This is a genomic window from Streptomyces marispadix (assembly GCF_022524345.1).
GTDB classification, from domain to species: domain Bacteria; phylum Actinomycetota; class Actinomycetes; order Streptomycetales; family Streptomycetaceae; genus Streptomyces; species Streptomyces marispadix.
This window is the reverse complement of record NZ_JAKWJU010000002.1, coordinates 2,893,770-2,916,292: the sequence shown is the minus strand read 5'-3', so window position 1 is coordinate 2,916,292 and position 22,523 is coordinate 2,893,770. Positions and strand designations below refer to the sequence as shown.

Sequence of the window (22,523 nt, the reverse complement as noted above, 5' to 3'; positions counted from 1 at the left end):
CCGACTCGCCCACCGCCTCGGTCACTTCACCCTTCGATGAGAACGGGAGAGCTCCATGCCTTCCTCTGTCATGCCCAAGTCCGGGCGGACCGGCGGCCCGCAGCCGCCCGCCGCCGTCTCGACCGCCGATCTCCGTAAGTCGTACGGCGACAACACCGTCCTCGACGGCATCGATCTGCGCATCCCGGCCGGTTCGGTCTTCGCGCTGCTCGGGCCGAACGGCGCCGGCAAGACCACCACCGTGCAGATCCTCTCCACGCTCATCGCCGCCGACGGCGGACAGGCCCAGGTCGCGGGCCACGATGTCGCCACGTCACCGGACGGGGTGCGTGCCGCGATCGGCGTCACCGGGCAGTTCGCCGCGCTCGACGATCTGCTCACCGCCGAGGAGAACCTGCTCCTCATGGCCGACCTGCTGCGCCTCGGCAAGCGTGAAGGGCGGGCCCGCGCAAGGGAGTTGCTGGAGCGCTTCGAGATCGCGGACGCCGCGCACAAGCGGGCCGCGACCTTCTCCGGCGGCATGCGGCGACGGCTCGACCTCGCCATGACGCTTGTCGGCGACCCGCAGGTGATCTTCCTGGACGAGCCGACGACCGGGCTCGACCCACGTAGCCGCCGCACCATGTGGGACACGGTGCGTTCGCTGGTCGCGGGCGGCACCACCGTCTTCCTCACCACTCAATATCTGGAGGAGGCCGATCAGTTGGCCGACCGGATCGCCGTGCTCGACGGCGGACGGATCGTCGCCGACGGCACCGCCGACGAGCTGAAGGCGCAGATCCCCGGCAGCCATGTGCGGCTGCGCTTCACCGAGCCCGCAGAGTACGAGCGCGCGGCCGACGCCTTCCCCGGCGCGGCCCGTGACGACGAGGACCTCGCCCTGCGCGTGGCGGGCGACGGGGGCCTCGACGCGCTGCGTGCCCTGCTCGACAGGCTCGACGCCGCGGGCATCCAAGCCGCCGACTTCTCCGTGCACACTCCCGACCTCGACGACGTGTTCCTCGCCCTGACCGGCGACGGCACGCGTACCGACCGCGCCAACGGCCCCGCCGCCAACGGCGGTTCGCCCCACCTCGCCGCAACTCCGCATCACATCAAGGAGACCCTTCGATGAGCACTCTCGCCTACGCCGTGCACGACTCGGCGACGATGCTGCGGCGCAATCTGAAGCATGCGATCCGCTACCCGGCCGTGGGGTTCGGCAGCGCCATGACGCCGATCCTGATGCTGCTGCTGTTCGTATACGCCTTCGGCGACTCGATCGGCGCCGGGATGGGCGGCGGCAGGGACGCGTATGTGAACTATCTGGCGCCCGGCATCATCATCATGGGCGTGGCCGCCGGTTCGATGTCGACGTCGATCGCGGTCTGCTCCGACATGACCGAGGGCATCATCAATCGCTTCCGCACCATGGACATCACGCGTTCGTCGTTCATGACGGGGCATGTCGTCGGCAGCGTCATCCAGACGATGGCGTGCGCCGTACTGGTGGTGGGCGTCGCGCTCGCCGTCGGGTTCCGGTCAGGGGCGAGCGCTCTGGAGTGGCTGGCCGCGGCCGGTCTGCTCACGGCCGTCGCCTTCGCGGTGACGTGGCTGTCGACGGCGCTCGGTCTGATGTCCAAGACCGTCGAGTCGGCGAGCAACAAGCCGCTGCTGGTGCAGTTCCTGCCGTTCCTCGGCTCGGCGTTCGTACCGGCCGAGTCGATGTCGCCGGGCCTGCGCTGGTTCGCCGAGAACCAGCCGTTCACACCGATGACCGAGACGCTGCGCGGCCTGCTCTCCGGCTCGCAGATCGGGAACGACGGCTGGATCTCGCTCGCATGGTGCGCCGGTATCACCCTCGTCGGCTACGTCTGGTCGCGCTCGCTCTTCAACAGCACCACCAGGCGCTGAGAGTCCGGCCCCGTGATCCCCTGTCCGTAGGGTCCTCCATGTGGAGCGGCCCTACGGGTCTGCCGTCCGGCTGTCGGAGCCCGTCGGCGGAAGCCTCCCGGGAGGCTCCTCGGAACACCCCTCGGTGCCGCTCCGCCAGACGAAGACCTCGGTGCCGGGCTGGAGTTCGGAGTACAGGCCCGAAGGCGAGGCCGCTCGCAGCAGCCGCCGCAGGTCCGCCTCGAACGCCTCGCGACGTGTTCCGAACAGATGGGGCGCCGAGTACGACATGGAGAACACTCCCGCGACGACGTCGTCCTCGCTGCGTTCGAGCGGCTGCCCGCCGGGCACGACGAGGCGTTGGGGGCCGCTGAATCCCGCACGTGCGAACACCTCCGCTTCCCCGTCGGGTGTTCCCTGGGGGAGCAGCGCGCGGCCCGCTCGCCGTACCGGCCCCAGATAGTCCCCGACCAGCTCGGCGATCTTCGCGTGGGGCGGCGCCGGATGCGGCAGACCGACCGCGGTCCGGTCCTCCGTCTTCAGATCCGAGATGTGCAGCAGGGCCCCGCCGGGCCGAAGCATCTTCCTCACGGTGGCCGCCACGAGGCCGCGGTCCATCCAGTGGAAGGACTGGCCGAAGGTCGCGACGGTGAACTCCCCGAGCCCGGCGGGCAGTTCCTCGGCCCGTGCCCTCACCCATAGCGCCTTCCCTGCCACTCCTCTCCCGGCGGCCTCGCGAGCGGCTTCGGCGATCATCCCCCGGTCCGGGTCCACGCCGACGACCTCGCGGAAGAGACGGGCCAGCGCCAGGGCGAGCGTCCCCGGCCCGCATCCCACGTCGAGCAGGCGTCCCCGCCCGTCGAGCCTCAGCAGCTCGGCGAGCGCGTCAGCCAGCCCGGGGGCGTAGGGAAGGCGGCCTCGCGCGTAGTAGGCGGCGGTCCCCGCGAACAAGGTGTCGTCCCATCTCCAGTCGCCTGCCATGTCCGCCATGTGTCCGCCCGGCCGCCTTCACAGAGAACGGGACCCTCCCGCCGCGCCCTTCCTACCTCAGCAGGCGGAGGTGCCGCCTCAGCAGCAGCCGGAGGCGACGGCCTCCTCGCGTCGGCCCTCCTCGCCCGATTCGCCGCTCTCGGCACAGCAGGTGCTGCCCCCCCTCCTGCTTGCTCAGCGAGCCGGCGTCGGCCTTCACGACGTAGACCTCCCAGGGCTCCTTGCCGGGTCCGTGGACCCAGACCTTGTCCTGGAGGGCGTAGCAGCAGGTGGTGTCGTTCTCCTCCTCGGTGGCCAGACCGGCCTCGCCGAGGCGGGTGGCCGCGGCGTTCACGGCCTCGGAGGAGCCGACCTCGACTCCCAGGTGGTCCATGCGGGTCTCCTCGCCGGGCTCGCCTTCGATGAGTACGAGTTTGAGCGGGGGCTCGGCGACGGCGAAGTTGGCGTAGCCTTCGCGGATCTTCGCCGGTTCGGCGTCGAAGAGCCTGCTGTAGAAGGCGATGGACGCCTCCAAATCGGGGACGCGGAGCGCGAGTTGTACGCGTGCCATGGTGCACCTCCAGTGGGCGGCCGAATCGGCGGCGGCCGGACTCGTCCGAGGCGGCCGTTCCACTGATTCGACGTATGTCTATGAGCTTGCACCTTCAGCGTCGCACTTGATTCGATGAGCGTCAACATAGACAGTCATCGAATTCAGGCTCGCAGCGGGGCCGGACGACATCTCATCGATACGTGTCAAAATAGACGTATGTCGAACAGGGTTAAGTCAGGCAGGAAGACGTTGCCGCTGGTCGAGGCGGCGATGGAGGCCGAAGCGGGCGTGCGGCCGTGCTGTCCGCCGCTGGACGAGCGCCCGTTGACGGCTGAGGAGGCGGAGCGGGCCGCTGTGATGTTCAAGGCGCTCGGCGACCCCGTACGGCTGCGGCTGTTCTCCCAAGTCGCCTCGCACGCCGGAGGTGAGGCGTGCGTATGCGACATCTCCGACGTCGGGGTCTCCCAGCCCACCGTCAGCCACCATCTGAAGAAGCTGCGCGAGGCCGGACTGCTGACCTCCGAGCGGCGCGGCACCTGGGTCTACTACCGCGTCGCGCCCAGCGTGATGGCCTCGATGGCGCGCAGTTTCTCTCCTTCGGTCTCCGCCTCCGCCTAGTTCCGGTCCAGGGCCCAGTCCGGGTCACAGCCCGGGTCACAGCCCCGGTCACAGCCCGGGACCGGGACCGGACCGGCCCTGGTCCCGGTCCGGTCCCGGCTGTCGTCTCTGCTGACGCCTGACGCCTGACGCCTGACGCCTGACGCCTGCCCCCGTCCCGCAGCGGTCCGCTACGTCAACTCCCTTGCCGGTCCCCGGTGTTCGTACCCGGCGTAGAGGCCACGGCATCGCACCGGGGCACGCTGCGGGGAGGTGCGCAGTCGGTGGGGTGGTTGTTGAAGACGGCGCTGCGGATGAGGTTCACGGTGTGCGGCGTCTGCTTGGTGGAGTTGCCCTTGCTCTGCTCGTGCCTGGTGCCGGTCGTACCGATGAAGAGGCGCAGGATCCGCCCGGAGTTCTCGATGCCGCCGCCGGCTGTGGGGCCGCCGTTCGCGGTGTTGCGGGTGACGGTGCTTCTGTAGAGGGTCGTCGGCTCGTCCGCGCCGGTGAGGAGGCCGCCGCCGTCCGTGCGGGCGATGTTGTCCTTGATCCTGGTGAAGCTCATACGGAGCGGTCCGGTCTCGTTGTTGATCGCCAGGGTGACGATGCCGCCGCCGTACTCGCCGGAGTCGTTGCCGTCGACCGAGACGTGGTTCAGTCTCGTCTCGCCCGCGTTCGCGAGGCCGCCTCCCCAGAACCCGCCGGTGTTGTCGCGGAGGGCGCCGCCGCGCATCGTCGTCTTCCCGTTGGTGGCCACTCCGCCGCCGAACGTGGCCCTGTTGTCGCGTACGTAGGTGTTCCTGAGGTCGAGCGTTCCGAGCTGGTTCCAGATGCCGCCGCCGGTGCTGGCCCTGTTGCCCCTCACCGTCGAGTCGGTGAGGGAGAGCGTGCCGCGGTCGTTGAAGATGCCGCCACCGTGGGCGCCGCCCGCGGTGCTGGTCTCACCGCCGCGGACGGTGAGCGACTTCAGGGAGAGGCTGCCGCTCTGTCTGACGTGGAAGATGCGGAAGCCGGCGGCGGAGTTGCGTTCGACGGTGGTGTTGTCTCCGTAGATGCGTACGTTGCCGGTGATCTCGGGAAGGCCGTCGCCCTCGTTGTCGGCCTGGGTGAGGCTGTAGACGCACCGGGGGGCGAGAGCGATCGAGCCGCCGCTGGTGTTGGCCCGCTCGATGGCGGACTTCAGCGCGGCGATGTCGTTGCACGGGACGCGGGTGGGGGCCTGCTGAGTCTGGGTCTGTGCGTGCGCCTGTCCTGCGGGCAGAAGGGTCAGGCACAGGCCGAGTCCGGTGACGGCGGTGACGGTGACGCGTCTCAAAGTGTCAGTCATGCGGCTTCCCTTGGCTGTGGGGGATGGGCGTCTAGCGGTCTCGCGACGGCCGGGGCCTCCGCGGCCCTCGTTTCTGAGCGCCACGGAGCCATGTCAAGAGATCTATAGGAGGGGGGACTTCGGTGCATTTGCGAGTGGGCCGTCTGGCGGCCGTCCGGCGTTCCCTGCCTCCGGATGACTGCGCTCCAGTGGCCGGATCGGCCCGACGCAACGGGGCGACGCAGAAAGGAGACGCCAGGGTCGGCGCAAGGGGCTTGACCGCCACCGTGCTTCATCGTCTATCGTCGATTAACGATGAAGTCAGCGCAGCCTCTCGACCGCGCCACCGCCCGGGAGTACGCCTCCTGGTTCAAGGTGCTGGCCGACGCCACCCGAATCCAGATCGTCTCGCTGCTGGCCCGCCGCGGGCAGCCGATGAGCGTCGGCGCGATCGTCGATGCCGTGCAGGTCGGACAGTCCACCGTCTCGGCGCATCTCAGGCAGCTCGCCGATGTCGGCTTCGTACTGGCCGAGCAGGCCGGGACGGCCAGCTACTACCGCATCAACGACGAGTGCGTGACCTGCTTCCCGTCCGCCGCCGACGTCGTCATGGGGCGACCCACACCATCGGCCGTATCCCCGCAGTCCTCCACAGTCACGAGCGAGGAGTGATCGCCATGGCAAGCGACCAGCGGCCGGGCCCGGCCCCGAGCGACCGGCTGGAAGAGGTGGTCGGCCGCTACGGTGCACTCGCCCGCGCCGCCGAGGCCGGGGAGCGCGTCGTCGACTGCGGGGAGGACGCGTTCGGCGAAGGGTGCTTCGGCGCCGCCGGGTACGAGGGTTACGACGAGGCCGACCGGCTGCCGGAGGGTGCCGTGCGGGCCAGCCTCGGCTGCGGCAACCCCGTGGCCGTCGCCCCGCTCGCCCCGGGCGACACCGTGCTGGACCTCGGCTCGGGCGGCGGCATCGACGTACTGCTCTCCGCGCGCCGCGTCGCCCCGGGCGGCAAGGTCTACGGGCTGGACGCCACCGCCGAGATGATCTCCCTAGCCCGTGCCAACGCTCGCGAAGCGGGCGTCTCCAACGTGGAGTTCCTGCACGGCAGGATCGAGGAGATCCCGCTTCCGGACGCATGCGTGGACGCGGTCGTCTCCAACTGCGTACTCAACCTCTCCGCCGACAAGCCAAGAGTTCTGGCCGAGGCCTATCGAGTGCTGCGCCCCGGCGGCCACTTCGGGGTCAGCGACGTCCTCGCCCACCCCGGGCTGACCCCGGCCCGGCGTGCGGAGGCCGAACGGGCCACCGGCTGCGCCACCACCCTCACGGCAGACGAGTACCGGGAGTTGCTGTCGGCCGCCGGATTCACCGGCGCCGTCATCACACCGACCGCCGACGCAGGGCTGGGCGTGTACTCGGCGATCGTCAAGGCCGCCAAACCCGCCGCTCCCGAAGGCGTCGTACTGCGGCCGATGCGCGCACAGGACGCCGACGCGGTGCTGGCGCTCTATCAGGCCGGAATCGAGGAAGGCGACGCGACGTTCGAGACGGCCGCACCCGACTGGGAGTCGTTCGACGCGGCGAAGCTGCCCCTGCACCGCTATGTGGCCGTAGACGACGCGACGGGTGCGGTGCTCGGCTGGATCGCCGCAGCTCCCACCTCGTCGAGGGACGTGTACGCCGGGGTGGTCGAGCACTCCGTCTATGTACGCGGCGACACCAGAGGCCGGGGCATCGCCCGCGCCCTGCTGGACGCGCTGATCGCCTCGACGGAGAGCGCCGGGGTGTGGACCGTGCAGTCGGGGATCTTCCCCGAGAACGCCGCCAGCCTCGCCCTGCACCGGGCCGCCGGTTTCCGGGTCGTAGGCACCCGAGAACGCGTCGGCCGCCAGCACGGCACATGGCGGGACGTCGTACTCCTCGAACGCCGCAGCCCCGTCGTCGCCTGAGCGGGCCGAGCGGCCGTCGGAATCGCCAAGACCGCGACCCGGGGCGGGGAGTTGGGCCCGAGCGTCCGGGCGTCGGGGTGCCCGGATGTTCAGGCCCTCCGCCTACCCGGCGGGTCGCGCGCCGAGGTGGTGAGCGCTGCGCCGTCTCAGTACGACCACGGCCAGCAGCGACGCGATCGCGGAGGCCAGCAGGACTGCGCCCCTGGCGTGGGTGAGGTCCGGGGCGCCGGAGTAGGAGAGTTCGGCGATGAGCAGGGAGACGGTGAAGCCGATGCCGCCGAGGATGCCGACGGCGGCGATGTCGGCCCAGCCGAGCCGCGGGCCGAGATGAGCGCTGGTGAAGCGGGCGGTCAGCCATGCGCCGCCGAGGATGCCTAGGATCTTGCCGCCGATCAGCCCGGCGACGACGCCCCAGGTGATGGTGCTCGTCCAGAATCCGCCCGCCCCGTGCAGCGGAATCCCGGCCGACACCAGCGCGAAGACGGGCAGCGCCAGCCCCGCCGACACCGGCCGCAGCAGCTCCTCCGCGCGGTGGGACGGGCTGACCGATTCGCCCTCGCGCACGGTCGTACGCATCAGCAGGCCCATCGCGACACCGGCGATCGTCGCGTGGATTCCGGATGCGTGCATCAGCGCCCACACGGCGGGCGCGAGCAGTACATACGGCAGCGGACCCGGCACGGCAGCCCGCACGCGGCGCACCGCGGGGCCGCGCCCGCTCTGCAAGTAGCCGAACACGGCCAGACCGGCGGCGGCGAGCCCGAGCGCGGTGAGGGACAGTCCGCTGGTGTAGGCGACGGCGATCACTATGACGGCGGCCAGATCGTCCACCGTGGCCAGGGTCAGCAGGAACGTACGCAGCGAGCCGGGCAGGCCGCGCCCGGCCACGGCGAGAACGGCCACCGCGAAGGCGATGTCGGTGGCCATCGGGATGCCCCAACCGCCGATCGCGTCCCCGCCGGAGCGGACGTTGACCGCGAGGAAGAGGAGGGCCGGGATCAGCACGCCGCCCAGTGCGGCGACGATCGGCAGCACGGCACGGCGGGGGTCGCGCAGCTCTCCGTGGACGAGTTCCTGCTTCAGCTCGTTGCCGACGATGAAGAAGAACACCGCCAGCAGGCCGTCCGCCGCCCATGACTGGACGCTCAGATCCAGGTGCAGGGCGGCCGGCCCGAAGTGGAACGAGCGCAGGGACTCATACGAGGCGGACAGCGGCGAGTTGGCCCAGATCAGCGCCACGAGGGCGGCGGCGATCAGCAGTGAACCGCTGAGGGCGTCGGAACGCAGCGCGGCGGAGAGCCGCGCGAAGGCAGACATCGAAGAGGCTCCAGATACGGCCGGTGAGGGTGTCGGGACGACGTGACGCCCCTGCGGCCCTACGAGACGTGATGCACGAAGGGACCGCCTGGGCGCAGGCTCCCGCATCGGGTGCGGCGGAAGCTCAGATCCCCTTCGGCGGGCACAGGCTCGTCAGCGCGCCCCAGGTGCTGATGTAGCCGTTCGTGCCGATCGGACGCCGCTCCTGCGACCGGCGCACCGCGCCGCACTCGCACCGGCGTCCACCAGGACGAACAGCCGCGAAAGCGGGAGTGTGCCGCACTGCCGCCTCCTCACACGTCCTGACCTGCGTATCTTTCGCAAGCCTAACAAGTGCCGGGTGGCGGCGCTCCTCGTTCGGCCGACGCCGGTACGGGCCGCTTCTCGTGCGGGGCCCGTGAGTTGCACCCGGCCGGGCCCCGTCACCGTACGGACTGCACCCGCGCCTGAACCCGGGATGCCGCCTAGGACGGTGCCTGGGACGTCGCCTCGGACGGCGCCTGGGACGTCGTCTCGGACGATGGCTGGAACCCAGTGAACTTCCGCCGCCACGCCAGCGATACGTACACCAGGGCCACGAGGACCGGCACCTCGATGAGCGGTCCGACGACCCCGGAGAGCGCCTGTCCTGAGGTGACGCCGAAGGTGGCGACGGCGACGGCGATGGCGAGTTCGAAGTTGTTGCCCGCGGCGGTGAAGGCGAGTGTGGCGGTGCGGTCGTAGGGGAGGCCGAGGCTCCTGCCGAGGGCGAAGGTGCCGAACCACATCAGGGCGAAGTAGGCGAGCAGGGGCAGCGCGATGCGGGCGACGTCCAGGGGCCGCGAGGTGATCGTCTCCCCCTGGAGGGCGAAGAGGATCACGATGGTGAACAGCAGACCGCAGAGGGCTAGCGGGCCGATCCTCGGCAGGAATCGGTTCTCATAGGAATCGCGGCCCATCTTCCGCTCGCCGAGGCGGCGGGTGAGGGGTGAGGAATCCGGCGAGCAGTGGGATACCGAGGAAGACGACGACGTTCCAGGCGATCGTCCACATGGAGAAGTCCGGCCGCCCGCCGCCTCCGAGGCCGAGCCAGCCCGGCAGCAGGCCGAGATAGAACCAGGCGAGCAGGCCGAACGCGAGTACCTGGAACAGGGAGTTGAGGGCGACGAGTACGGCCGCCGCCTCGCGGTCGCCGCGGGCCAGGTCGTTCCAGATGACGACCATCGCGATGCAGCGGGCCAGGCCGACGATGATCAGTCCCGTGCGGTACTCGGGGAGGTCCGGCAGGAAGAGCCAGGCGAGCGCGAACATCACCGCGGGGCCCAGCACCCAGTTGACGGCCAGCGAGGAGAGCATCAGCTTCCGGTCGCCGGTGACGGTGCCCAGCTTGTCGTAGCGGACCTTCGCCAGCACCGGATACATCATCACCAGCAGGCCCAGGGCGATGGGCAGCGAGATCCCGCCGATCTCGACCCTGCCGAGAAGGCTGTTCAGGCCGGGGACGACGCGTCCGAGTCCGAGCCCGAGTGCCATCGCGAGCAGAATCCACAGCGCCAGGAAGCGGTCCAGCGTGGAGAGTTCGGCGACGACCCGGGCTTCGGGACCGGCTTCGGGACCGGCTGCGGAGCCGGACTGGGACCCGGCTCCGGGCTCCGGAGGCGAGGCGGCGGAAGGTTCGGCGCGAGTCACTGGCAGGCCCTCTTGCGGTCGGTCTCGATGGTGGTACGGGCGGTCTCGGCCAGCTCGGCGAAGGAGCCGGCAAGGGCTGTGAGCACGTCGGGCCGCAGCTTGTAGTACGTGAACCTGCCGCACGGTTCGGTGTCGACGACGCCCGCGTCCCGCAGCACCCTCAGATGGTTGGAGAGATTGGTCTGGCGGGCGCCGGTCTCCTCGACCAGATGCGTAGTGCAGAGCGTCTCGTGGGCGAGCAGAGTCACGATCCGGAGTCTGAGCGGGTCCGCCAGAACCCGGATCAGATCAGTGTCGACTGACGTCAGCATGCGCTGATACTGTCACATCAGCCGTCGCTGACACCAGTGCGGGCATCGCCACCCGGTCGTCCCTCCCCGGTCCCCCCGTCCCCGTTTCCGTACGCCTCCACGTCCCGCTCCACATCCGCGTCCACGGACCGTCCGGCCCCCCGCCGAAGGAGAACCGATGCCGACTCCCCTCGCATCCGTGCTGTTCGTCTGCGTGCACAACGCCGGGCGTTCCCAGATGGCAGCCGGATTCCTCGCCCGTCTCGCGGGTGAGCAGATCGAAGTACGGTCCGCGGGATCGCTGCCCGCCGAGCGAGTCAACCCCGCCGCCGTAGAGGCCATGAGGGAGGTGGGCATCGACATCTCCAGCAGCCGGCCCAGGGTGCTCACCACGGACGCCGTCGAGGCTTCCGACTACGTCGTGACCATGGGCTGCGGCGACGCCTGCCCCGTCTTCCCCGGAAAGACGTATCGGGACTGGGAGTTGGACGATCCCGCGGGCAAGGGCGTCGAATCCGTACGTCCCATCCGGGACCGGATCAAGGAGTACGTGGAAGCCCTGATCGCCGAGATCCGCGGGGACGGTCAGGAAGGCGGAAGTCCGGAGGGCGGCAGTCCGAACGGGCGCTGATCCCGGGACGGCAGCGAGTGCCGGCCCGGGAAGGAACGGGCCCGTGCCCGGGGCGCGGTCCCGTGATCCTCGACCGCGCCCCGGTCCGGCCGCCTCAGTAGGACTTCGCCGCGATCATCATGCCCTGCGCCCGCAGCCGGGCCACGAGCGCGGCACCGAGCGCCGTGGCCGGGGTGAGCACGCCGCCGTCCGTCTCGGGCAGTGCGTCCCGGTCCCATACGAGTGCGAGCGCGGACTCGCCGAGCATGACGGCGGTGGCGTTGTAGCCGGGATCGCCCTGAGCCTTGAAGCGTGCGGTGTAGCGGACCCCGGATGTGGTTCGGGCGAAGGTGTCGAAGGTGAAGTGGCCCTTCTCTCGCGTATCGGCGTCCGGGCCGTCGCCCGGGTCGGGCAGCACCTTGTCCATCAGGGGCCGCGTGGGACGCAGGGCCAGCCCGGTGACGAGGGCGCCCATGAACCCGGCGGTCCCGGCCGCGATCAGCGGGGAGAGCACGGGCGGCCCTACGCGCATGGCCTCGCGGTAGCGGAAGCGCGCCCCGTAGGCGTGGTCGCGCAGCGCCGCGCTGCGCCGTACGACACGGGTGTTGAAGGGCGCCATGGGGAAGGGGGCGAGGACGCCCCGCAGCGGAATCCCGGCCTTCGAGCCCCGGGCCATGAACAGATCGTCCTGGCGGCCGAGTTCGGGCTCGGCGGCACGGTCGGGGCTGAGGGTGTAGGGGTCCATGGCGAGGCGGCGGGCGTCGCGGTCGGACTTCATCAGATCGATCTGCTGCCGCACCGTGTCGATGGTGCCGCCGCTGACACCGCCGCTGACGGAGGTGAGGACCGAAGTGGTGTCGGTCAGCTCGCCGTTGCCGTCGGCGCGCACCTTCTCGTGCAGCACGTGGACGTTGATGTCGGACGGGATCGAGTCGAAGCCGCAGGCGTGGACGATACGGGCGTGATTGGACGCGGCGGTGTCGTGGTGTGCGTCGATGGTCTCCCGTACGAACAGCGCCTCCCCGCACAGATCGACGTAGTCGGTGCCGGAACGGGCGCAGGCGCCCACCAGTTCGCGCCCGTACTTGGCGTAGGGCCCGACGGTGGTGACGACCACGTGTGCCGACTCCGCGATCTTCTCCAGGGCCGCGCGGTCACCGGCGTCGGCGACCAACAGCGGCCAGTCGCGGGCGCGTTCGCCCAGGGTGGCGCGTACGGCCGAGAGCTTCGCCTCGCTGCGGCCTGCCAGGGCGACGCGCGTGCCCTCGGGGGCGGACCGGGCGAGGTGGTGCGCGACGAGGGTGCCGACGAAGCCGGTCGCGCCGTAGACGGCGATGTCGAGGTCGCGCCGGCGGTGGGGCGTGCCGGGCTGATCCCGGTCTTGTGTGCTGGGCTGATCCGTCATGGGCTGGTCCTTCCGGGCCGGGCGGTGGCGCAGCGCGTGTGGACGCTGATGAACCAACGTAACCGGGCGGGGGCCGGGTTCCTCGGCTCCATGACCTGGGAGGCCGGCCGGAGAGCCCGATTTGGGAGCCGGATGGGGCCGTGGCGCGGGGTCTCCCGCCGGGCGTCCTGCCGGGTCCCGGTATCCCGTCCGGTCAGCGGGCGACGGTGCCGACCAGGTCCGCTTCGATCAGCCTGACGGTACGCAGGATCATCGGGACGTAGTCGCGTTCGACCAGCTCCGGAGTCGTGCGCCCGGCGTGCACGGAGACGTTCGCGGCGGCCACGACCCGGCCCGCGCGGTCCCGTACCGGCGCCGCCGCGCCCCGCAGCCCCTCCTCCAGCTCGGAGTCGACCAGCGCCCAGCCCTGCCTGCGCACCTTGTCGATCTCCTCGCGCAGGGTCCTCGGGCTGCTGATGGTGTGGTCGGTCTTCCTCTCCAGCCTCAACCGGCCGAAGCGCTCGTCCAGTTCGGTGTCGTCCAGCCCGGCGAGCAGCACCCGGCCCATCGACGTCGTATAGGCGTCGAAGCGGGTGCCCACGCTGATCGTCACCGCCATCAGCCGGGTGCTCTGGACCAGCGAGACGTAGACGATCTCGTCGCCGTCCAGCACGGCCAGTGCCGCCGTCTCGTTCAACTCGCGGGCCAGCGACTGGAGATGGGGCTGTGCGATCTCGGGCAGCGACATGCTGGAGAGGTAGGCGTAGCCGAGTTCGAGGGTGCGCGGTGTGAGTTCGAAGGTACGGCCGTCGCTTGCGACGTAGCCGAGGTCGGCGAGGGTGAGCAGCAGCCGCCGGGCCGTCGCGCGGTCGAGGCCCGTCGCCCGAGCGACCTCGGTGAGGGTCTGCGCACGCCGTTCCGCCGTGAAGGAACGCATCACGGACATCGCACGCGCCACGGACTGCACGAAGTGCGGCCCGTACTCCTCGCGGCCGTGGCCCTGCCTGCCGGTGCTGCTCCCCTGGCCGTTCGGGCCGTTCTCGCCCTTCTGGCTGCTCCGGGCGGCCCGGCCGATGTGCTCGCTCCCTTCCCGCTGTGTGCCGTCGCCGCCATTGCCCGTCGTCGGTTCCGACAAAGCCTCACTACCTCCCCGGTGCGAGGCCGCGCCTCGCCTGGTCAAGCCTGCCTGCGCCGTTGTGCGCATTACGCACAGCGTACTACGCGGAGGCGGGGCGGCCTCATCGGGGGCCTGGCGCGGGCGATTTGAGCCCCGCGGGAAGGGCTGAGGAACGTGGTCCGACTGCTGTGGACGGATTGACGGCGCCGGTGGTCGCTCGTACCGTGCGCTATGTGCATAGCAGTGCGTAGTACGAACAGCGATGGCGAGGGCGTGAGCGTCGGCAGCCGTCGGCCGGAAGGGAGCAGCACATGAATCCGACTCCGGGTCCGTCTCCGTCCGTATCCGCGTCTCCGGGCCCCTCGCCCGCCCGCCGGTCCCCGGTTCGCAAGGGCGTGGCGACGGTCTGCCTCTCCGGGCTGCTGGAGGACAAGCTGCGGGCGGCGGCCTCGGCGGGATTCCACGGTGTGGAGATCTTCGAGAACGATCTCGTCGTCTCGGCGATGCCACCCGAGGACGTCCGCTCCCTGTGCGCGGACCTCGGCCTGACCGTCGACCTCTACCAGCCGTTCCGCGACTTCGAGGCCCTGCCCGAGGAGCTGCACGCCGCCGCTCTGCGCCGTGCGGAGCGCAAGTTCGACCTCATGGAGCGCCTGGGCGCCGACACGTTGCTGGTCTGCTCGACGCTCTCCCCTTACGCCGTGGACGACGACGCCCTGGCCGCGCAGCAGTTGCGCGCACTCGCGGAACGGGCCTGCGAGCGCGGCATCCGCATCGCCTACGAAGCCCTCGCCTGGGGGCGTTTCGTCAACCGCTGGGAGCACTCCTGGCAGATCGTCCGCAGGGCGGACCACCCGGCGCTCGGGCTGTGCCTCGACAGTTTCCATGTGCTCTCCCGCGACCCCGCGCCCACGGGCATCGACACCGTCGACGAGGGCAAGCTCTTCTTCCTCCAACTCGCCGACGCGCCGCGCCTCGACATGGACGTATTGCAGTGGAGCAGGCACCACAGGCTCTTCCCCGGCCAGGGGTCTTTCGATCTGCCGGGCTTCCTCGCGCAGGTGCTGGCCGCCGGTTACGAAGGGCCGCTGTCGCTGGAGGTGTTCAACGACGTCTTCCGGCAGACCGATCCCGGCCCCGCGGCGCTCGACGCGATGCGGTCGCTGGTCGCGCTCGAGGAGGCGGTGCGCGAGTACGGGCGCCGGGAGCAGGCGGAGGGGCAGCAGAGGGAGCAAGGGCAGCCGGAGCAAGAGGGCCTTGGCGGGCAGCGGCCCGAGGAACGTCACGAGAAGGGCGCACGCCAGCCGAACGAGCCGGTCAGGGGCGGAGGCTGGCGGCTCCACCCGGCCGCGCCACCGCCCGCTCCCGCGCTTCTCGGCCATGCCTTCGTCGAACTCGCCGTGGACGGCGTATCGGCACCGGAGGTCACCGCCGCGCTGACGGCACTCGGCTTCCAGCGCACGGGAATCCACCGCTCCAAGCCCGTCGAGCTGTGGCAGCAGGGCGGCAGCGACGTCGTACTGAACCGGGAGGCAGGTCGGGTCGGTCGGGAAGCCGGTGAGGTCAGTGGGGCAGAGGAGCACGGGGAGACCGAGACCGGCAGGGCCGAGGTCGTGGCACTCGCGGTCGAGAGCCTCGATCCCGAGCAGTCCGCACGACGTGCCGAAGCGCTTCTCGCAACGCCCCTGCCACGCAGGCGTGGTCCCGGAGAGGCCGAACTCACCGCCGTGGCCGCCCCCGACGGGACCCAGCTCTTCTTCTGCCCGGGCGGCGGGGCGAGCGGCCCGGACTGGCGCGCGGACTTCGAGCCGACGGGAGCGGGGCCAGGCGGCGAAGCCGGTCCCGGCCGGGGAACCGAGTCCGGCTCCGAATCCCGCTCCCGACCCGGCTCCGAATCCCGCTCCGGACCCGGCTCAGGGCCCGGCGATCTCGGCCGCACCGGCGATCTCGGCCGTATCGATCATGTGGCGCTGGCCCAGCCCAACGACCAGTTCACGGGTTCGCTGACCTTCTACCAGTCCGTACTCGACCTGCGTGAACGGGACTTCGCCGAGTACGCGGCGCCCTTCGGCCTGGTGCGCAGCCGCACCGTCGGCAACGAGTCCGGCGAGCTGCGGATCGCCATGCACGGCGCGCTGCTGCGCCGCGGACGCTGGGCGCCGTCGGTGCCGGACCCCGAGCACATCGCGTTCGCCACGGGCGACGTCTTCGCCGCCGCGCGCCGGGCACGCGAACGCGGCCTGGAGATCCTGCCCGTCACCGGCAACTACTACGACGATCTCGACGCCCGCTACGCCCCCGCTCCCCGGCTGCTGAGCGACATGCGCGAGCTGAACATCCTCTACGACCGCGACGAGCACGGCGAGTTCTTCCACTTCTGCACCGGCATCCTCGGCTCGCGCGTCTTCTTCGAGGTGGTCCAGCGGGTGGGCGGCTACCGCGGCGACGGTGCGGTCAACGCACCCGTACGGATGGCGGCCCACCGCCAGGCACGGGCACGTGGCCGGGCGCCCGCGAACCGGCCGCGGCGCGGGGCCGGTTGAGAAGCCGGCAGGCGAAGTCTCAGGCGGTGTCCCCAGGCGGTGTCCGTCGGTGGAAGCAGGCGACGCGCGGGCGTCCGCGCCCGCGCTACCGTCCGGGCGCTCTTCCGCCGGGACCCTCCTGCCCCCAGGCTGAGGTCATGCAGACGAACACGACGCACGCGGACGAAGCCGACGGCCACGACCGCCTGTCCCGCGCACAGCAGGAGTTCGCCCCCGAGGTCGTCTATCTCAATACCGCCTCGCTGGGCCTGCCGCCCCGCCGCTCCCTCGACGCCCTCCGTGCGGCGGAGAACGAGTGGCGCAGGGGCACCGCGAGCCCGTCCGCGTACGACCGGCCGCTGGCCGAGGCACGTGCGGCCTACGCCGGGCTCGTCGGCGTGGACCCGTCGTCCGTGGCCGTCGGCAGCCAGGTCAGCGCCTTCGTGGGGCTGGTCGCCGCGTCCCTGCCCGAGGGGAGCGAAGTGCTCACCGCCGCCGGGGAGTTCACGAGCGTCGTCTTCCCCTTCCACGCCCAGACGCCACGGGGAGTGCGGGTGCGGGAGGTGCCGCTGGAGGCCCTCGCCGAGGAGGTCACGTCCCGTACGTCGCTGGTGGCCGTCGCCGCAGTGCAGTCCGCCGACGGACGTGTCGCGGACCTCGGCGCGCTCCGTACGGCGTGCGAGGCGACCGGTGCACGCGTACTGCTGGACACCACCCAGGCGACCGGCTGGCTGCCCGTCGACGCGAGCCGTTACGCATACACCGTCAACGGCGGATACAAGTGGCTGCTGGCACCGCGGGGCACCTGCTTCTTCACCGTGGGCGCCGAGTGCATGGACGGGCTGACCCCGCACAGCGCGGGCTGGTTCGCGGGCGAGGAGCGCTGGGAGAGCCTCTACGGCGCACCGCTGCGGCTCGCGAAGGACGCCCGGCGCTTCGACGTCTCCCCGGTGTGGCACGCCTGGGTCGGCCAGGCGGGATCGCTGGAACTGCTCGCCGAGGTCGGCACCGACGTGCTCCACGCGCACGCGGTCGGCCTCGCCGACCGCTTCCGTGCCGCCGTCGGTCTGCCGTACGGCGACTCGGCGATCGTCAGCACGGCCGTACGGCCGGACACGGCACGGGAGTTGGAGCGCGCGGGCGTCGTCGGCAGCACACGTGCCGGTCGCCTGCGGCTCGCCTTCCACCTATACAACACGGAGTCGGACGCGGACCGCGCCGCCGAGGTGGTCGCGGGACGGCTGGTGCGGGAGGAGTGAGGGGGTGGGGTGTGCGGATATCGCGGAGCGTGAGAGGAGCCGGTACGGCTCGGCCGCCGGGACGACCGGATGAACGGCCCCGGACCGCCCCGCTCAGCCCGCCTTCTTGACCTTGATCGAGCCGTTGGTGGTGGCCAGGTCGAGCGTGTGGTCGCCGGAAGGCTCGTCGCGCAGACCGATGGCCTTGTCGCCGTTGCTCGTCCTCGCGGACACCCGGTAGCGGCCGTCCGGCGCGGTGACGGACACCGCTCCGTTCGACGTCCTCGCCCGCACGTCCTGCGGCGTGCTGAGGTTGAGGTCGATCGCGCCGTTGGAGGTCTCGGCCCGTACGTCCTCGCCCTTCAGGCCCCGCCCGTTGATGCGCCCGTTGGTCGTACGTACGCGCACGGTGCCGTCGACGTCGTCGAGGTCCACCGCGCCCGAGTCGCTGGTGACGTCCACCTTGCCCACGCCGGAGAGGCTGATACCGCCGGAGGAGGTGCCGCCGTCGACGGAGACCCTGGGCGGCAGATCGACCGTGTAGCTGACCGAGCAGTCGTCGCCGCAGCCGCGGAGTACGAGTACTCCGTCCTCGACGCCGTACGTGCGCTTCCTCGGCTTGTCACCGTCGAACTCGACGCTGCGGTGCAGCGACACCTCGGTCACCGTCTCCTTGCTGCGGAGCCGCACCGCCCCGACGCTGCCGTCCAGATGCACCGCCTCGACCTTCTCCGACAGCTTCGCGCTGTCCTCGTAGGTCTCACCGGGCACCAGGCCGCAGGCCCCCAGCGTGCCCACGCCGATCCCCGCCGCCGCGACCGCCCCGAGTAGGCGGATGTGCCTGCGCATCATGTACTCCCCGTCTCCGTGGAAGGTGGAGGCTGTCGACTGTCCCTTTTCGTCGGCCTTACCCGGTCCGTCCAGTGCCCGACGAGGCTATGGCACCCGTACGGGCCCGACGATGAGGCAGACCCCCGCATCACCGCTCGGGGTCGCCCCCGGACCGCCCTTGACCTTGTCCTTGGGGGAAGCCACAGCATCGTGGAGCCGGGCGAGGGGCCCGGTATGAGGGAGGAGCGGGCATGGACGAGCGCGCGGGCGACAGACCCGGTTCGGGGCCCGGTTCGGGTGCCGGTCGCGGCGGGGCAGCCGGCGCGGACACCGGCGCTCGCGACGGCGCCCGCGCCGCACTGCTGACGATCGGAGCGTTCGCCAAGGCGTCCCGGCTGTCGCCGAAGGCGCTGCGCCTCTACGACGAACTCGGGCTGCTGCGGCCCGCCCACGTGGACCCCACGACGGGCTACCGCCGCTACGCACCCGCACAGCTCGAACAGGCCCGTCTCGTCGTATGGCTGCGCCGCCTCGGCATGCCCCTGGCCCGCATACGCGAGCTGACCGCACTGGACGGTCCCGCAGCCGCGCGGGAGATCAGGGCCTTCTGGGCCCAGGTCGAGAACGACGTCGCCGCCCGCCGCGACATGGCCGCCTTCCTCATCGACCACCTGTCACGGAAGGACTCCGCGATGCCGCACGAGATGCCGCAGGACACGCCAGACGAGACGACCCACGACTCGGCCCACGACTCGGCCAGCGACGGGGAGACGGCACGTGCGCCGCTCGCCATCCGCTACGCCGCGCTGAGCGACGCCGGGCTCGTGAGGGAGACCAACCAGGACGCGGCGTACGCCGGTTCGCGTCTGCTCGCCGTCGCCGACGGTTTCGGAGGCGAGGGGGGACCGGCGAGCGCGGCGGCCGTCGACACCTTCAGACAGCTCGAAGAGGGCAGCCTCCCGGCCGCGGACCTGCTGAACGTACTGGAGGACACCGTCGAACGTGCGGGCCGAGCGGTCGGCGACGCCGTAGCGGGCGGCCCGGACGGCGACGAGGCGGGCACCACGCTCACCACGATGCTGTGGACCGGGTCGCAGCTCGCCCTCGTGCACATCGGCGACACCCGCGCGTACATCCTGCGCGACGGCGACCTCTTCCAGATCACGCACGACCACACCCTCGTGCGCTCGATGGTCGACGAGGGCCGCATCAGCGAGGAGGAGGCCGCCTCGCATCCGCAGCGGGCCCTGCTGATGCGCGCCCTCGTCGGGCGGCCGGAGGGCGGCGCGGGCGACAGGCCGGACGTGGGGTTGCAGGACGTAAGGGCCGGAGACCGCTGTCTGCTGTGCTCGGACGGGCTGACGTCCGTCGTACCGGAGGAACAGGTACGCAGCACGGTCGCGGCGACGGCGGACCCGGAGGAGACGGTCCGCGAACTCGTGGCGCTGGCGCACCGGTCGGGCGCACCCGACAACGTGAGCTGCGTGGTCGCGGACGTGGTGGAGGCCGGGCGGTAGGCACTCGCGCGCACGGCGCGGTTCCGTGAGACACCGGGCAGGGGGCCGTAACTGCTCCCGGCCCGGTTTGCCCGGCTGCCCGGCTGCCCGGCTGCATGGCTGCCTGGCTGTCCGGCCGCCCGGTTGCCGGGCCGCCCGCCGAGGGCTACGCCTCCTCGCCGAACAGCTCCAGCAGCTCCTTACGCTCGAACATCCGCGCCGTCTCCACCGCCGACGGCTCGCCCGCCCCGGGGTCGGCGCCGCCGTCCAGCAGCGCCCTCACGACCTCCGTCTCGCCCTTGAAGACCGCGCCCGCGATGGGCGTCTGCCCCTTGTCGTTCGGCTTGTTCGGGTCGGCCCCGCGGTGGAGCAGGGCCCTTACGGCCGAGGCGTGCCCGTAGTAGGCGGCGAGCATCACGAGGGAGTCGCCCCTGTCGTTGGTGAGGTTCACCGGCACGCCCGCGTCGACATAGGCGGCGACGGTGTCGGTGTCGCCGTCGCGCGCCAGCCCGAAGATCCTCTGGGCGAGTTCCAGCACCTCGGGGTCGTGCGCCGGTTCGTCGCTCTCGGGCATCGGAGCGTCGGTCATCGCGTCCTCCTCGTGCTGGTGAGGCTGCTGCGGCTGCCGCGCCGGGTCTGCCCGCCGGGACGCCACGCGCCCGGCACCGTCGCGGAACGAGGGCTTCCGTCTCCCACCCTACGTACGGTTCACCGCGTGCCCGCCTGCGCGCGCCTCACCCACGCGAGCCCCCGGAGGGACCGCCGAGGCACGCCTGCCGAAGCCGCCACCTCGCCCCGCTGCCGGTCACACATGCGCGCCGGGGTCCACCACCATGACGACGTCCCGTAGCGAGTCGACCAGGTGCTCGGCGCCGGCCGCACGCAACTGCTCCGATTTGCGCTCGTTGCGGGCGTAGCCGAGGAAGGCCACACCCGCGGCACGTGCCGCCTCCAGATCGCGGGGCGCGTCGCCGATCATCAGCGCCTCCCGGGCGGGTGTGTCCGTCGACTTCAGCGCCCGCAGCAGACAGTCCGGATCGGGCTTGAGCCGCAGCTCGCCCTCGGCGTTGCGGCCGTGTATGCGGCCCGCGAACAGCTCTCCCGTGAGCCGGGTCTCCAGATAACGCTCCACCGCCTGCTGCGAGTTGTTCGTCGTGACGGCCATGCGGCGGCCGGTCGCGGCGAGCGTGCGTACGAGGGCGTCGGCGTACGCCGTGGGGAACGCCCCCGGCGCCGCCGCGATCTCCTCGTCGGTCAGCGCCCGCTCGATGTCCCGTGCGATGCCGCGCTCGACCAGCGCCGGCTGCTGGAATGCGGCTCGCAGTATCTCCAGCGGGTCGTCGGTCTCGGGGAGCCACACCTCCCTGCCGGCCTCGCCCTCTGCGGCAAAGGAGGTCACAGCATGGCGCAGCCTCTCGGTGAGGGGTGCGAGGGAGCGTCCCTGGAACAAGTGGCAGATGGGGCCGTCGAAGTCGAACAGCACAGCTTTCGCGGATTCGATGAGATGACGCATTTCTCTCCTCGTTCCGGGGTCGCTGTGCCAGCCCAACTATGTCCCGCGGCGGCCTCGGCGTACAGCGGGCAATCGGCCGGGGCCTGCCTGACGGGCCCGGTGCCAGGAGCGGAGCGCTTCCTTGACCGCCCGGTGGTCCGGAACGGGTCCGAGGGCAAGCGCCACGCGGGCTCGCGAGAGCGCCCGGTGCACGGAGGCGGCAGCGGCGTCGAAGTCGTCCTCGTCGGCGGAGAGAGGCAGGGCTTCGGCGGCCCTGATGGTGTCGGGGAAGATGGACTGCGCGTACTCGAAGTCGAGGTAGACGGGGAAGTCCTCCTCCATCCCCTCAAGCCGGTCCTCCCGGCCACGCTCGGACATCTCGCGCTGCCAGTACGCGATCAGATCGCAGCGCTCCTCCTCGGTGTACTCCATCCTCACCACGTGAGTCGCCAGATCGTGCAGGGGATCGCCGAAGAGAGCCAACTCCCAGTCCACGAGGGCGAGATCGCCGTTCTCCCGTACGAGCAGGTTGCCCCGGTGGATGTCGGTGTGGAGCAACGAGTACGGGCGGGGCCGAAGCCGTTTCGCCTCCCGGGTGAACCGTTCGACCGCGTCGTCCGGGATGCCCAGCGCCCGGAACAGGGTGCCGAAGCGCGGGTAGTTACGGCGGTAGACCTTGCGGTGGGCGAAGTCGGCGAGGTTTTGAAGGAAGCGGGCGCTGTCGCAGCCAGTTCTGCTGCGCCACTCCCGCGGCAGCCTCGGCAGGTCCTCTCCCGGAACGTCCCCGAGGTCCCCGAAGAGTGCGGCGATGCGCCGCAGGTTATCGTCGCCGACGGGATTGCCCGCCGCAGCGACCTCCGCCAGTGAGACGCCCTCGATGAAGGTGTGCAGGGCATGGCGGCCGAAGCTGAAGAGCGGACGGGGCACGTCGGGCATGGACCGGCGTACTGCACGCAAGACCGCTGTCTCGCGCCACACCCGCGGCAGTACCCGCACCGCGCTCTGCCTGGTGCGGAACTTGCCGAGGCGCCCAGGGGCTTCGCGCACGATCGAGGCGAGCGGCTCGTGCAGGGGAACCACGTAGTTGTCGTGGTGATGTCCCTGGAGCGAGAAGCCCCCTGGGCGACGACGGTGCTGCGCGACGTGCCACCACAGGGGCCGTGGGTCCCAGGGCGGCCGCGGCTGTCCGTAGCCCTCCGGGGTCTGCGGCGTGGCTGCGAGGGAGGCTGCCTCGCTCCGTGGGAGCGGCGAGGCCTCAACGACGGGATGAACAGTCATGCGCGCCACCGGATGATGACTCAGAGGAACGTGAGTG

20 protein-coding genes and 2 pseudogenes are annotated in these 22,523 nt (G+C 71.2%); 10 read left to right on the top strand and 12 right to left on the bottom strand.

The window, feature by feature from the left end:
* Positions 1 to 70: 70 nt before the first annotated feature.
* On the top strand, positions 71 to 1,114 hold the full coding sequence (locus MMA15_RS12145) for an ATP-binding cassette domain-containing protein (protein WP_241063157.1): 1,044 nt from the start codon (positions 71 to 73) through the stop codon (positions 1,112 to 1,114).
* The gene (locus MMA15_RS12140) at positions 1,111 to 1,893 is read left to right on the top strand and encodes an ABC transporter permease (protein WP_241059285.1); all 783 of its coding nucleotides are present in this window, start codon (positions 1,111 to 1,113) and stop codon (positions 1,891 to 1,893) included. Before MMA15_RS12145 ends, MMA15_RS12140 begins: the two co-directional genes overlap by 4 nt.
* A 51-nt stretch (positions 1,894 to 1,944) precedes the next feature.
* Here the strand turns inward: MMA15_RS12140 and MMA15_RS12135 are convergent, their stop codons facing one another.
* Both MMA15_RS12135 and MMA15_RS12130 read right to left on the bottom strand, forming a co-directional pair.
* A complete protein-coding gene (locus MMA15_RS12135) occupies positions 1,945 to 2,853 on the bottom strand; it encodes a class I SAM-dependent methyltransferase (protein WP_241063156.1) in 909 nt (302 codons plus the stop codon).
* 61 nt (positions 2,854 to 2,914) lie between these two features.
* Complete coding sequence (locus MMA15_RS12130; protein WP_241059283.1) at positions 2,915 to 3,412, bottom strand: ArsI/CadI family heavy metal resistance metalloenzyme; 498 nt, start codon at positions 3,410 to 3,412, stop codon at positions 2,915 to 2,917.
* Positions 3,413 to 3,610: 198 nt separating this feature from the next.
* Between MMA15_RS12130 and MMA15_RS12125 the strand changes: the two genes are divergently transcribed.
* Positions 3,611 to 4,012: an ArsR/SmtB family transcription factor gene (locus MMA15_RS12125; RefSeq protein WP_241059282.1), complete on the top strand. Its 402-nt coding sequence runs from the start codon at positions 3,611 to 3,613 to the stop codon at positions 4,010 to 4,012.
* A gap of 175 nt (positions 4,013 to 4,187) precedes the next feature.
* Here MMA15_RS12125 and MMA15_RS12120 read toward each other — a convergent pair whose 3' ends face one another.
* Positions 4,188 to 5,318, bottom strand: coding sequence for a hypothetical protein (locus tag MMA15_RS12120; RefSeq protein ID WP_241059280.1), 1,131 nt, complete (start codon positions 5,316 to 5,318; stop codon positions 4,188 to 4,190).
* Between the two features lie 294 nt (positions 5,319 to 5,612).
* Here MMA15_RS12120 and MMA15_RS12115 point away from each other — a divergent pair, with 294 nt between their 5' ends.
* The 3 genes and pseudogenes from MMA15_RS12115 to MMA15_RS12105 all read left to right on the top strand — a co-directional run bounded on the left by MMA15_RS12115 (position 5,613) and on the right by MMA15_RS12105 (position 7,243).
* On the top strand, positions 5,613 to 5,969 hold the full coding sequence (locus MMA15_RS12115; protein WP_241059278.1) for an ArsR/SmtB family transcription factor: 357 nt from the start codon (positions 5,613 to 5,615) through the stop codon (positions 5,967 to 5,969).
* A gap of 5 nt (positions 5,970 to 5,974) precedes the next feature.
* Positions 5,975 to 6,652: pseudogene (locus MMA15_RS12110) on the top strand (methyltransferase domain-containing protein); the annotation flags it as partial.
* A 114-nt stretch (positions 6,653 to 6,766) separates the two neighbouring features.
* Positions 6,767 to 7,243 (top strand): GNAT family N-acetyltransferase, encoded by a 477-nt coding sequence (locus MMA15_RS12105; protein ID WP_241063155.1) that lies wholly within the window; start codon positions 6,767 to 6,769, stop codon positions 7,241 to 7,243.
* 102 nt (positions 7,244 to 7,345) lie between these two features.
* On the opposite strand, the gene nhaA is transcribed toward MMA15_RS12105, so the two are convergent.
* From nhaA to MMA15_RS12090, 3 genes and pseudogenes are all read right to left on the bottom strand, one after another.
* On the bottom strand, positions 7,346 to 8,560 hold the full coding sequence (nhaA, locus tag MMA15_RS12100; protein WP_241059276.1) for a Na+/H+ antiporter NhaA: 1,215 nt from the start codon (positions 8,558 to 8,560) through the stop codon (positions 7,346 to 7,348).
* 464 nt (positions 8,561 to 9,024) lie between these two features.
* A pseudogene (gene arsB, locus MMA15_RS12095) lies at positions 9,025 to 10,108 on the bottom strand (ACR3 family arsenite efflux transporter).
* A gap of 116 nt (positions 10,109 to 10,224) precedes the next feature.
* Entirely contained in the window at positions 10,225 to 10,539 is a 315-nt protein-coding gene (locus MMA15_RS12090) for an ArsR/SmtB family transcription factor (protein WP_241059273.1), read from the bottom strand.
* 157 nt (positions 10,540 to 10,696) lie between these two features.
* Between MMA15_RS12090 and MMA15_RS12085 the strand changes: the two genes are divergently transcribed.
* Positions 10,697 to 11,149, top strand: a complete 453-nt coding sequence (locus MMA15_RS12085; protein WP_241059272.1) for an arsenate reductase ArsC — start codon at positions 10,697 to 10,699, stop codon at positions 11,147 to 11,149.
* 94 nt (positions 11,150 to 11,243) lie between these two features.
* On the opposite strand, the gene MMA15_RS12080 is transcribed toward MMA15_RS12085, so the two are convergent.
* Both MMA15_RS12080 and MMA15_RS12075 read right to left on the bottom strand, forming a co-directional pair.
* The gene (locus tag MMA15_RS12080) at positions 11,244 to 12,533 is read right to left on the bottom strand and encodes a saccharopine dehydrogenase family protein (RefSeq protein ID WP_241059270.1); all 1,290 of its coding nucleotides are present in this window, start codon (positions 12,531 to 12,533) and stop codon (positions 11,244 to 11,246) included.
* Positions 12,534 to 12,726: 193 nt separating this feature from the next.
* Positions 12,727 to 13,647 carry an IclR family transcriptional regulator domain-containing protein gene (locus tag MMA15_RS12075; RefSeq protein ID WP_241059268.1) on the bottom strand — a complete coding sequence of 307 codons (921 nt, stop codon included), beginning with the start codon at positions 13,645 to 13,647 and terminating at the stop codon, positions 12,727 to 12,729.
* Positions 13,648 to 13,940: 293 nt separating this feature from the next.
* On the opposite strand from MMA15_RS12075, the gene MMA15_RS12070 reads away from it, so the two are divergent.
* Together MMA15_RS12070 and MMA15_RS12065 are read left to right on the top strand one after the other, a co-directional pair.
* Positions 13,941 to 16,172, top strand: coding sequence for a sugar phosphate isomerase/epimerase and 4-hydroxyphenylpyruvate domain-containing protein (locus tag MMA15_RS12070; protein ID WP_241059266.1), 2,232 nt, complete (start codon positions 13,941 to 13,943; stop codon positions 16,170 to 16,172).
* Between the two features lie 137 nt (positions 16,173 to 16,309).
* On the top strand, positions 16,310 to 17,410 hold the full coding sequence (locus tag MMA15_RS12065; protein WP_241059264.1) for an aminotransferase class V-fold PLP-dependent enzyme: 1,101 nt from the start codon (positions 16,310 to 16,312) through the stop codon (positions 17,408 to 17,410).
* Between the two features lie 93 nt (positions 17,411 to 17,503).
* On the opposite strand, the gene MMA15_RS12060 is transcribed toward MMA15_RS12065, so the two are convergent.
* On the bottom strand, positions 17,504 to 18,241 hold the full coding sequence (locus tag MMA15_RS12060; protein ID WP_241059263.1) for a DUF4097 family beta strand repeat-containing protein: 738 nt from the start codon (positions 18,239 to 18,241) through the stop codon (positions 17,504 to 17,506).
* A 230-nt stretch (positions 18,242 to 18,471) separates the two neighbouring features.
* On the opposite strand from MMA15_RS12060, the gene MMA15_RS12055 reads away from it, so the two are divergent.
* Entirely contained in the window at positions 18,472 to 19,737 is a 1,266-nt protein-coding gene (locus tag MMA15_RS12055; protein ID WP_241059261.1) for a MerR family transcriptional regulator, read from the top strand.
* 145 nt (positions 19,738 to 19,882) lie between these two features.
* Here MMA15_RS12055 and MMA15_RS12050 read toward each other — a convergent pair whose 3' ends face one another.
* From MMA15_RS12050 to MMA15_RS12040, 3 genes are all read right to left on the bottom strand, one after another.
* Positions 19,883 to 20,305, bottom strand: coding sequence for an ankyrin repeat domain-containing protein (locus MMA15_RS12050; RefSeq protein WP_241059259.1), 423 nt, complete (start codon positions 20,303 to 20,305; stop codon positions 19,883 to 19,885).
* A 216-nt stretch (positions 20,306 to 20,521) separates the two neighbouring features.
* Positions 20,522 to 21,229: an HAD family hydrolase gene (locus MMA15_RS12045; protein ID WP_241059257.1), complete on the bottom strand. Its 708-nt coding sequence runs from the start codon at positions 21,227 to 21,229 to the stop codon at positions 20,522 to 20,524.
* A 36-nt stretch (positions 21,230 to 21,265) separates the two neighbouring features.
* On the bottom strand, positions 21,266 to 22,486 hold the full coding sequence (locus tag MMA15_RS12040; protein ID WP_241059255.1) for an aminoglycoside phosphotransferase family protein: 1,221 nt from the start codon (positions 22,484 to 22,486) through the stop codon (positions 21,266 to 21,268).
* Positions 22,487 to 22,523 lie beyond the last annotated feature (37 nt).

Bases quoted from the DNA above. Each gene is read 5' to 3' on its own strand.
- MMA15_RS12145 (WP_241063157.1), top strand. From the start codon at position 71: ATGCCCAAGTCCGGGCGGACCGGCGGCCCGCAGCCGCCCGCCGCCGTC.
- MMA15_RS12140 (WP_241059285.1), top strand. From the start codon at position 1,111: ATGAGCACTCTCGCCTACGCCGTGCACGACTCGGCGACGATGCTGCGG.
- MMA15_RS12135 (WP_241063156.1), bottom strand. From the start codon at position 2,853: ATGGCAGGCGACTGGAGATGGGACGACACCTTGTTCGCGGGGACCGCC.
- MMA15_RS12130 (WP_241059283.1), bottom strand. From the start codon at position 3,412: ATGGCACGCGTACAACTCGCGCTCCGCGTCCCCGATTTGGAGGCGTCC.
- MMA15_RS12125 (WP_241059282.1), top strand. From the start codon at position 3,611: ATGTCGAACAGGGTTAAGTCAGGCAGGAAGACGTTGCCGCTGGTCGAG.
- MMA15_RS12120 (WP_241059280.1), bottom strand. From the start codon at position 5,318: ATGACTGACACTTTGAGACGCGTCACCGTCACCGCCGTCACCGGACTC.
- MMA15_RS12115 (WP_241059278.1), top strand. From the start codon at position 5,613: ATGAAGTCAGCGCAGCCTCTCGACCGCGCCACCGCCCGGGAGTACGCC.
- MMA15_RS12105 (WP_241063155.1), top strand. From the start codon at position 6,767: ATGCGCGCACAGGACGCCGACGCGGTGCTGGCGCTCTATCAGGCCGGA.
- nhaA (WP_241059276.1), bottom strand. From the start codon at position 8,560: ATGTCTGCCTTCGCGCGGCTCTCCGCCGCGCTGCGTTCCGACGCCCTC.
- MMA15_RS12090 (WP_241059273.1), bottom strand. From the start codon at position 10,539: ATGCTGACGTCAGTCGACACTGATCTGATCCGGGTTCTGGCGGACCCG.
- MMA15_RS12085 (WP_241059272.1), top strand. From the start codon at position 10,697: ATGCCGACTCCCCTCGCATCCGTGCTGTTCGTCTGCGTGCACAACGCC.
- MMA15_RS12080 (WP_241059270.1), bottom strand. From the start codon at position 12,533: ATGACGGATCAGCCCAGCACACAAGACCGGGATCAGCCCGGCACGCCC.
- MMA15_RS12070 (WP_241059266.1), top strand. From the start codon at position 13,941: ATGAATCCGACTCCGGGTCCGTCTCCGTCCGTATCCGCGTCTCCGGGC.
- MMA15_RS12065 (WP_241059264.1), top strand. From the start codon at position 16,310: ATGCAGACGAACACGACGCACGCGGACGAAGCCGACGGCCACGACCGC.
- MMA15_RS12060 (WP_241059263.1), bottom strand. From the start codon at position 18,241: ATGATGCGCAGGCACATCCGCCTACTCGGGGCGGTCGCGGCGGCGGGG.
- MMA15_RS12055 (WP_241059261.1), top strand. From the start codon at position 18,472: ATGGACGAGCGCGCGGGCGACAGACCCGGTTCGGGGCCCGGTTCGGGT.
- MMA15_RS12050 (WP_241059259.1), bottom strand. From the start codon at position 20,305: ATGACCGACGCTCCGATGCCCGAGAGCGACGAACCGGCGCACGACCCC.
- MMA15_RS12045 (WP_241059257.1), bottom strand. From the start codon at position 21,229: ATGCGTCATCTCATCGAATCCGCGAAAGCTGTGCTGTTCGACTTCGAC.
- MMA15_RS12040 (WP_241059255.1), bottom strand. From the start codon at position 22,486: ATGACTGTTCATCCCGTCGTTGAGGCCTCGCCGCTCCCACGGAGCGAG.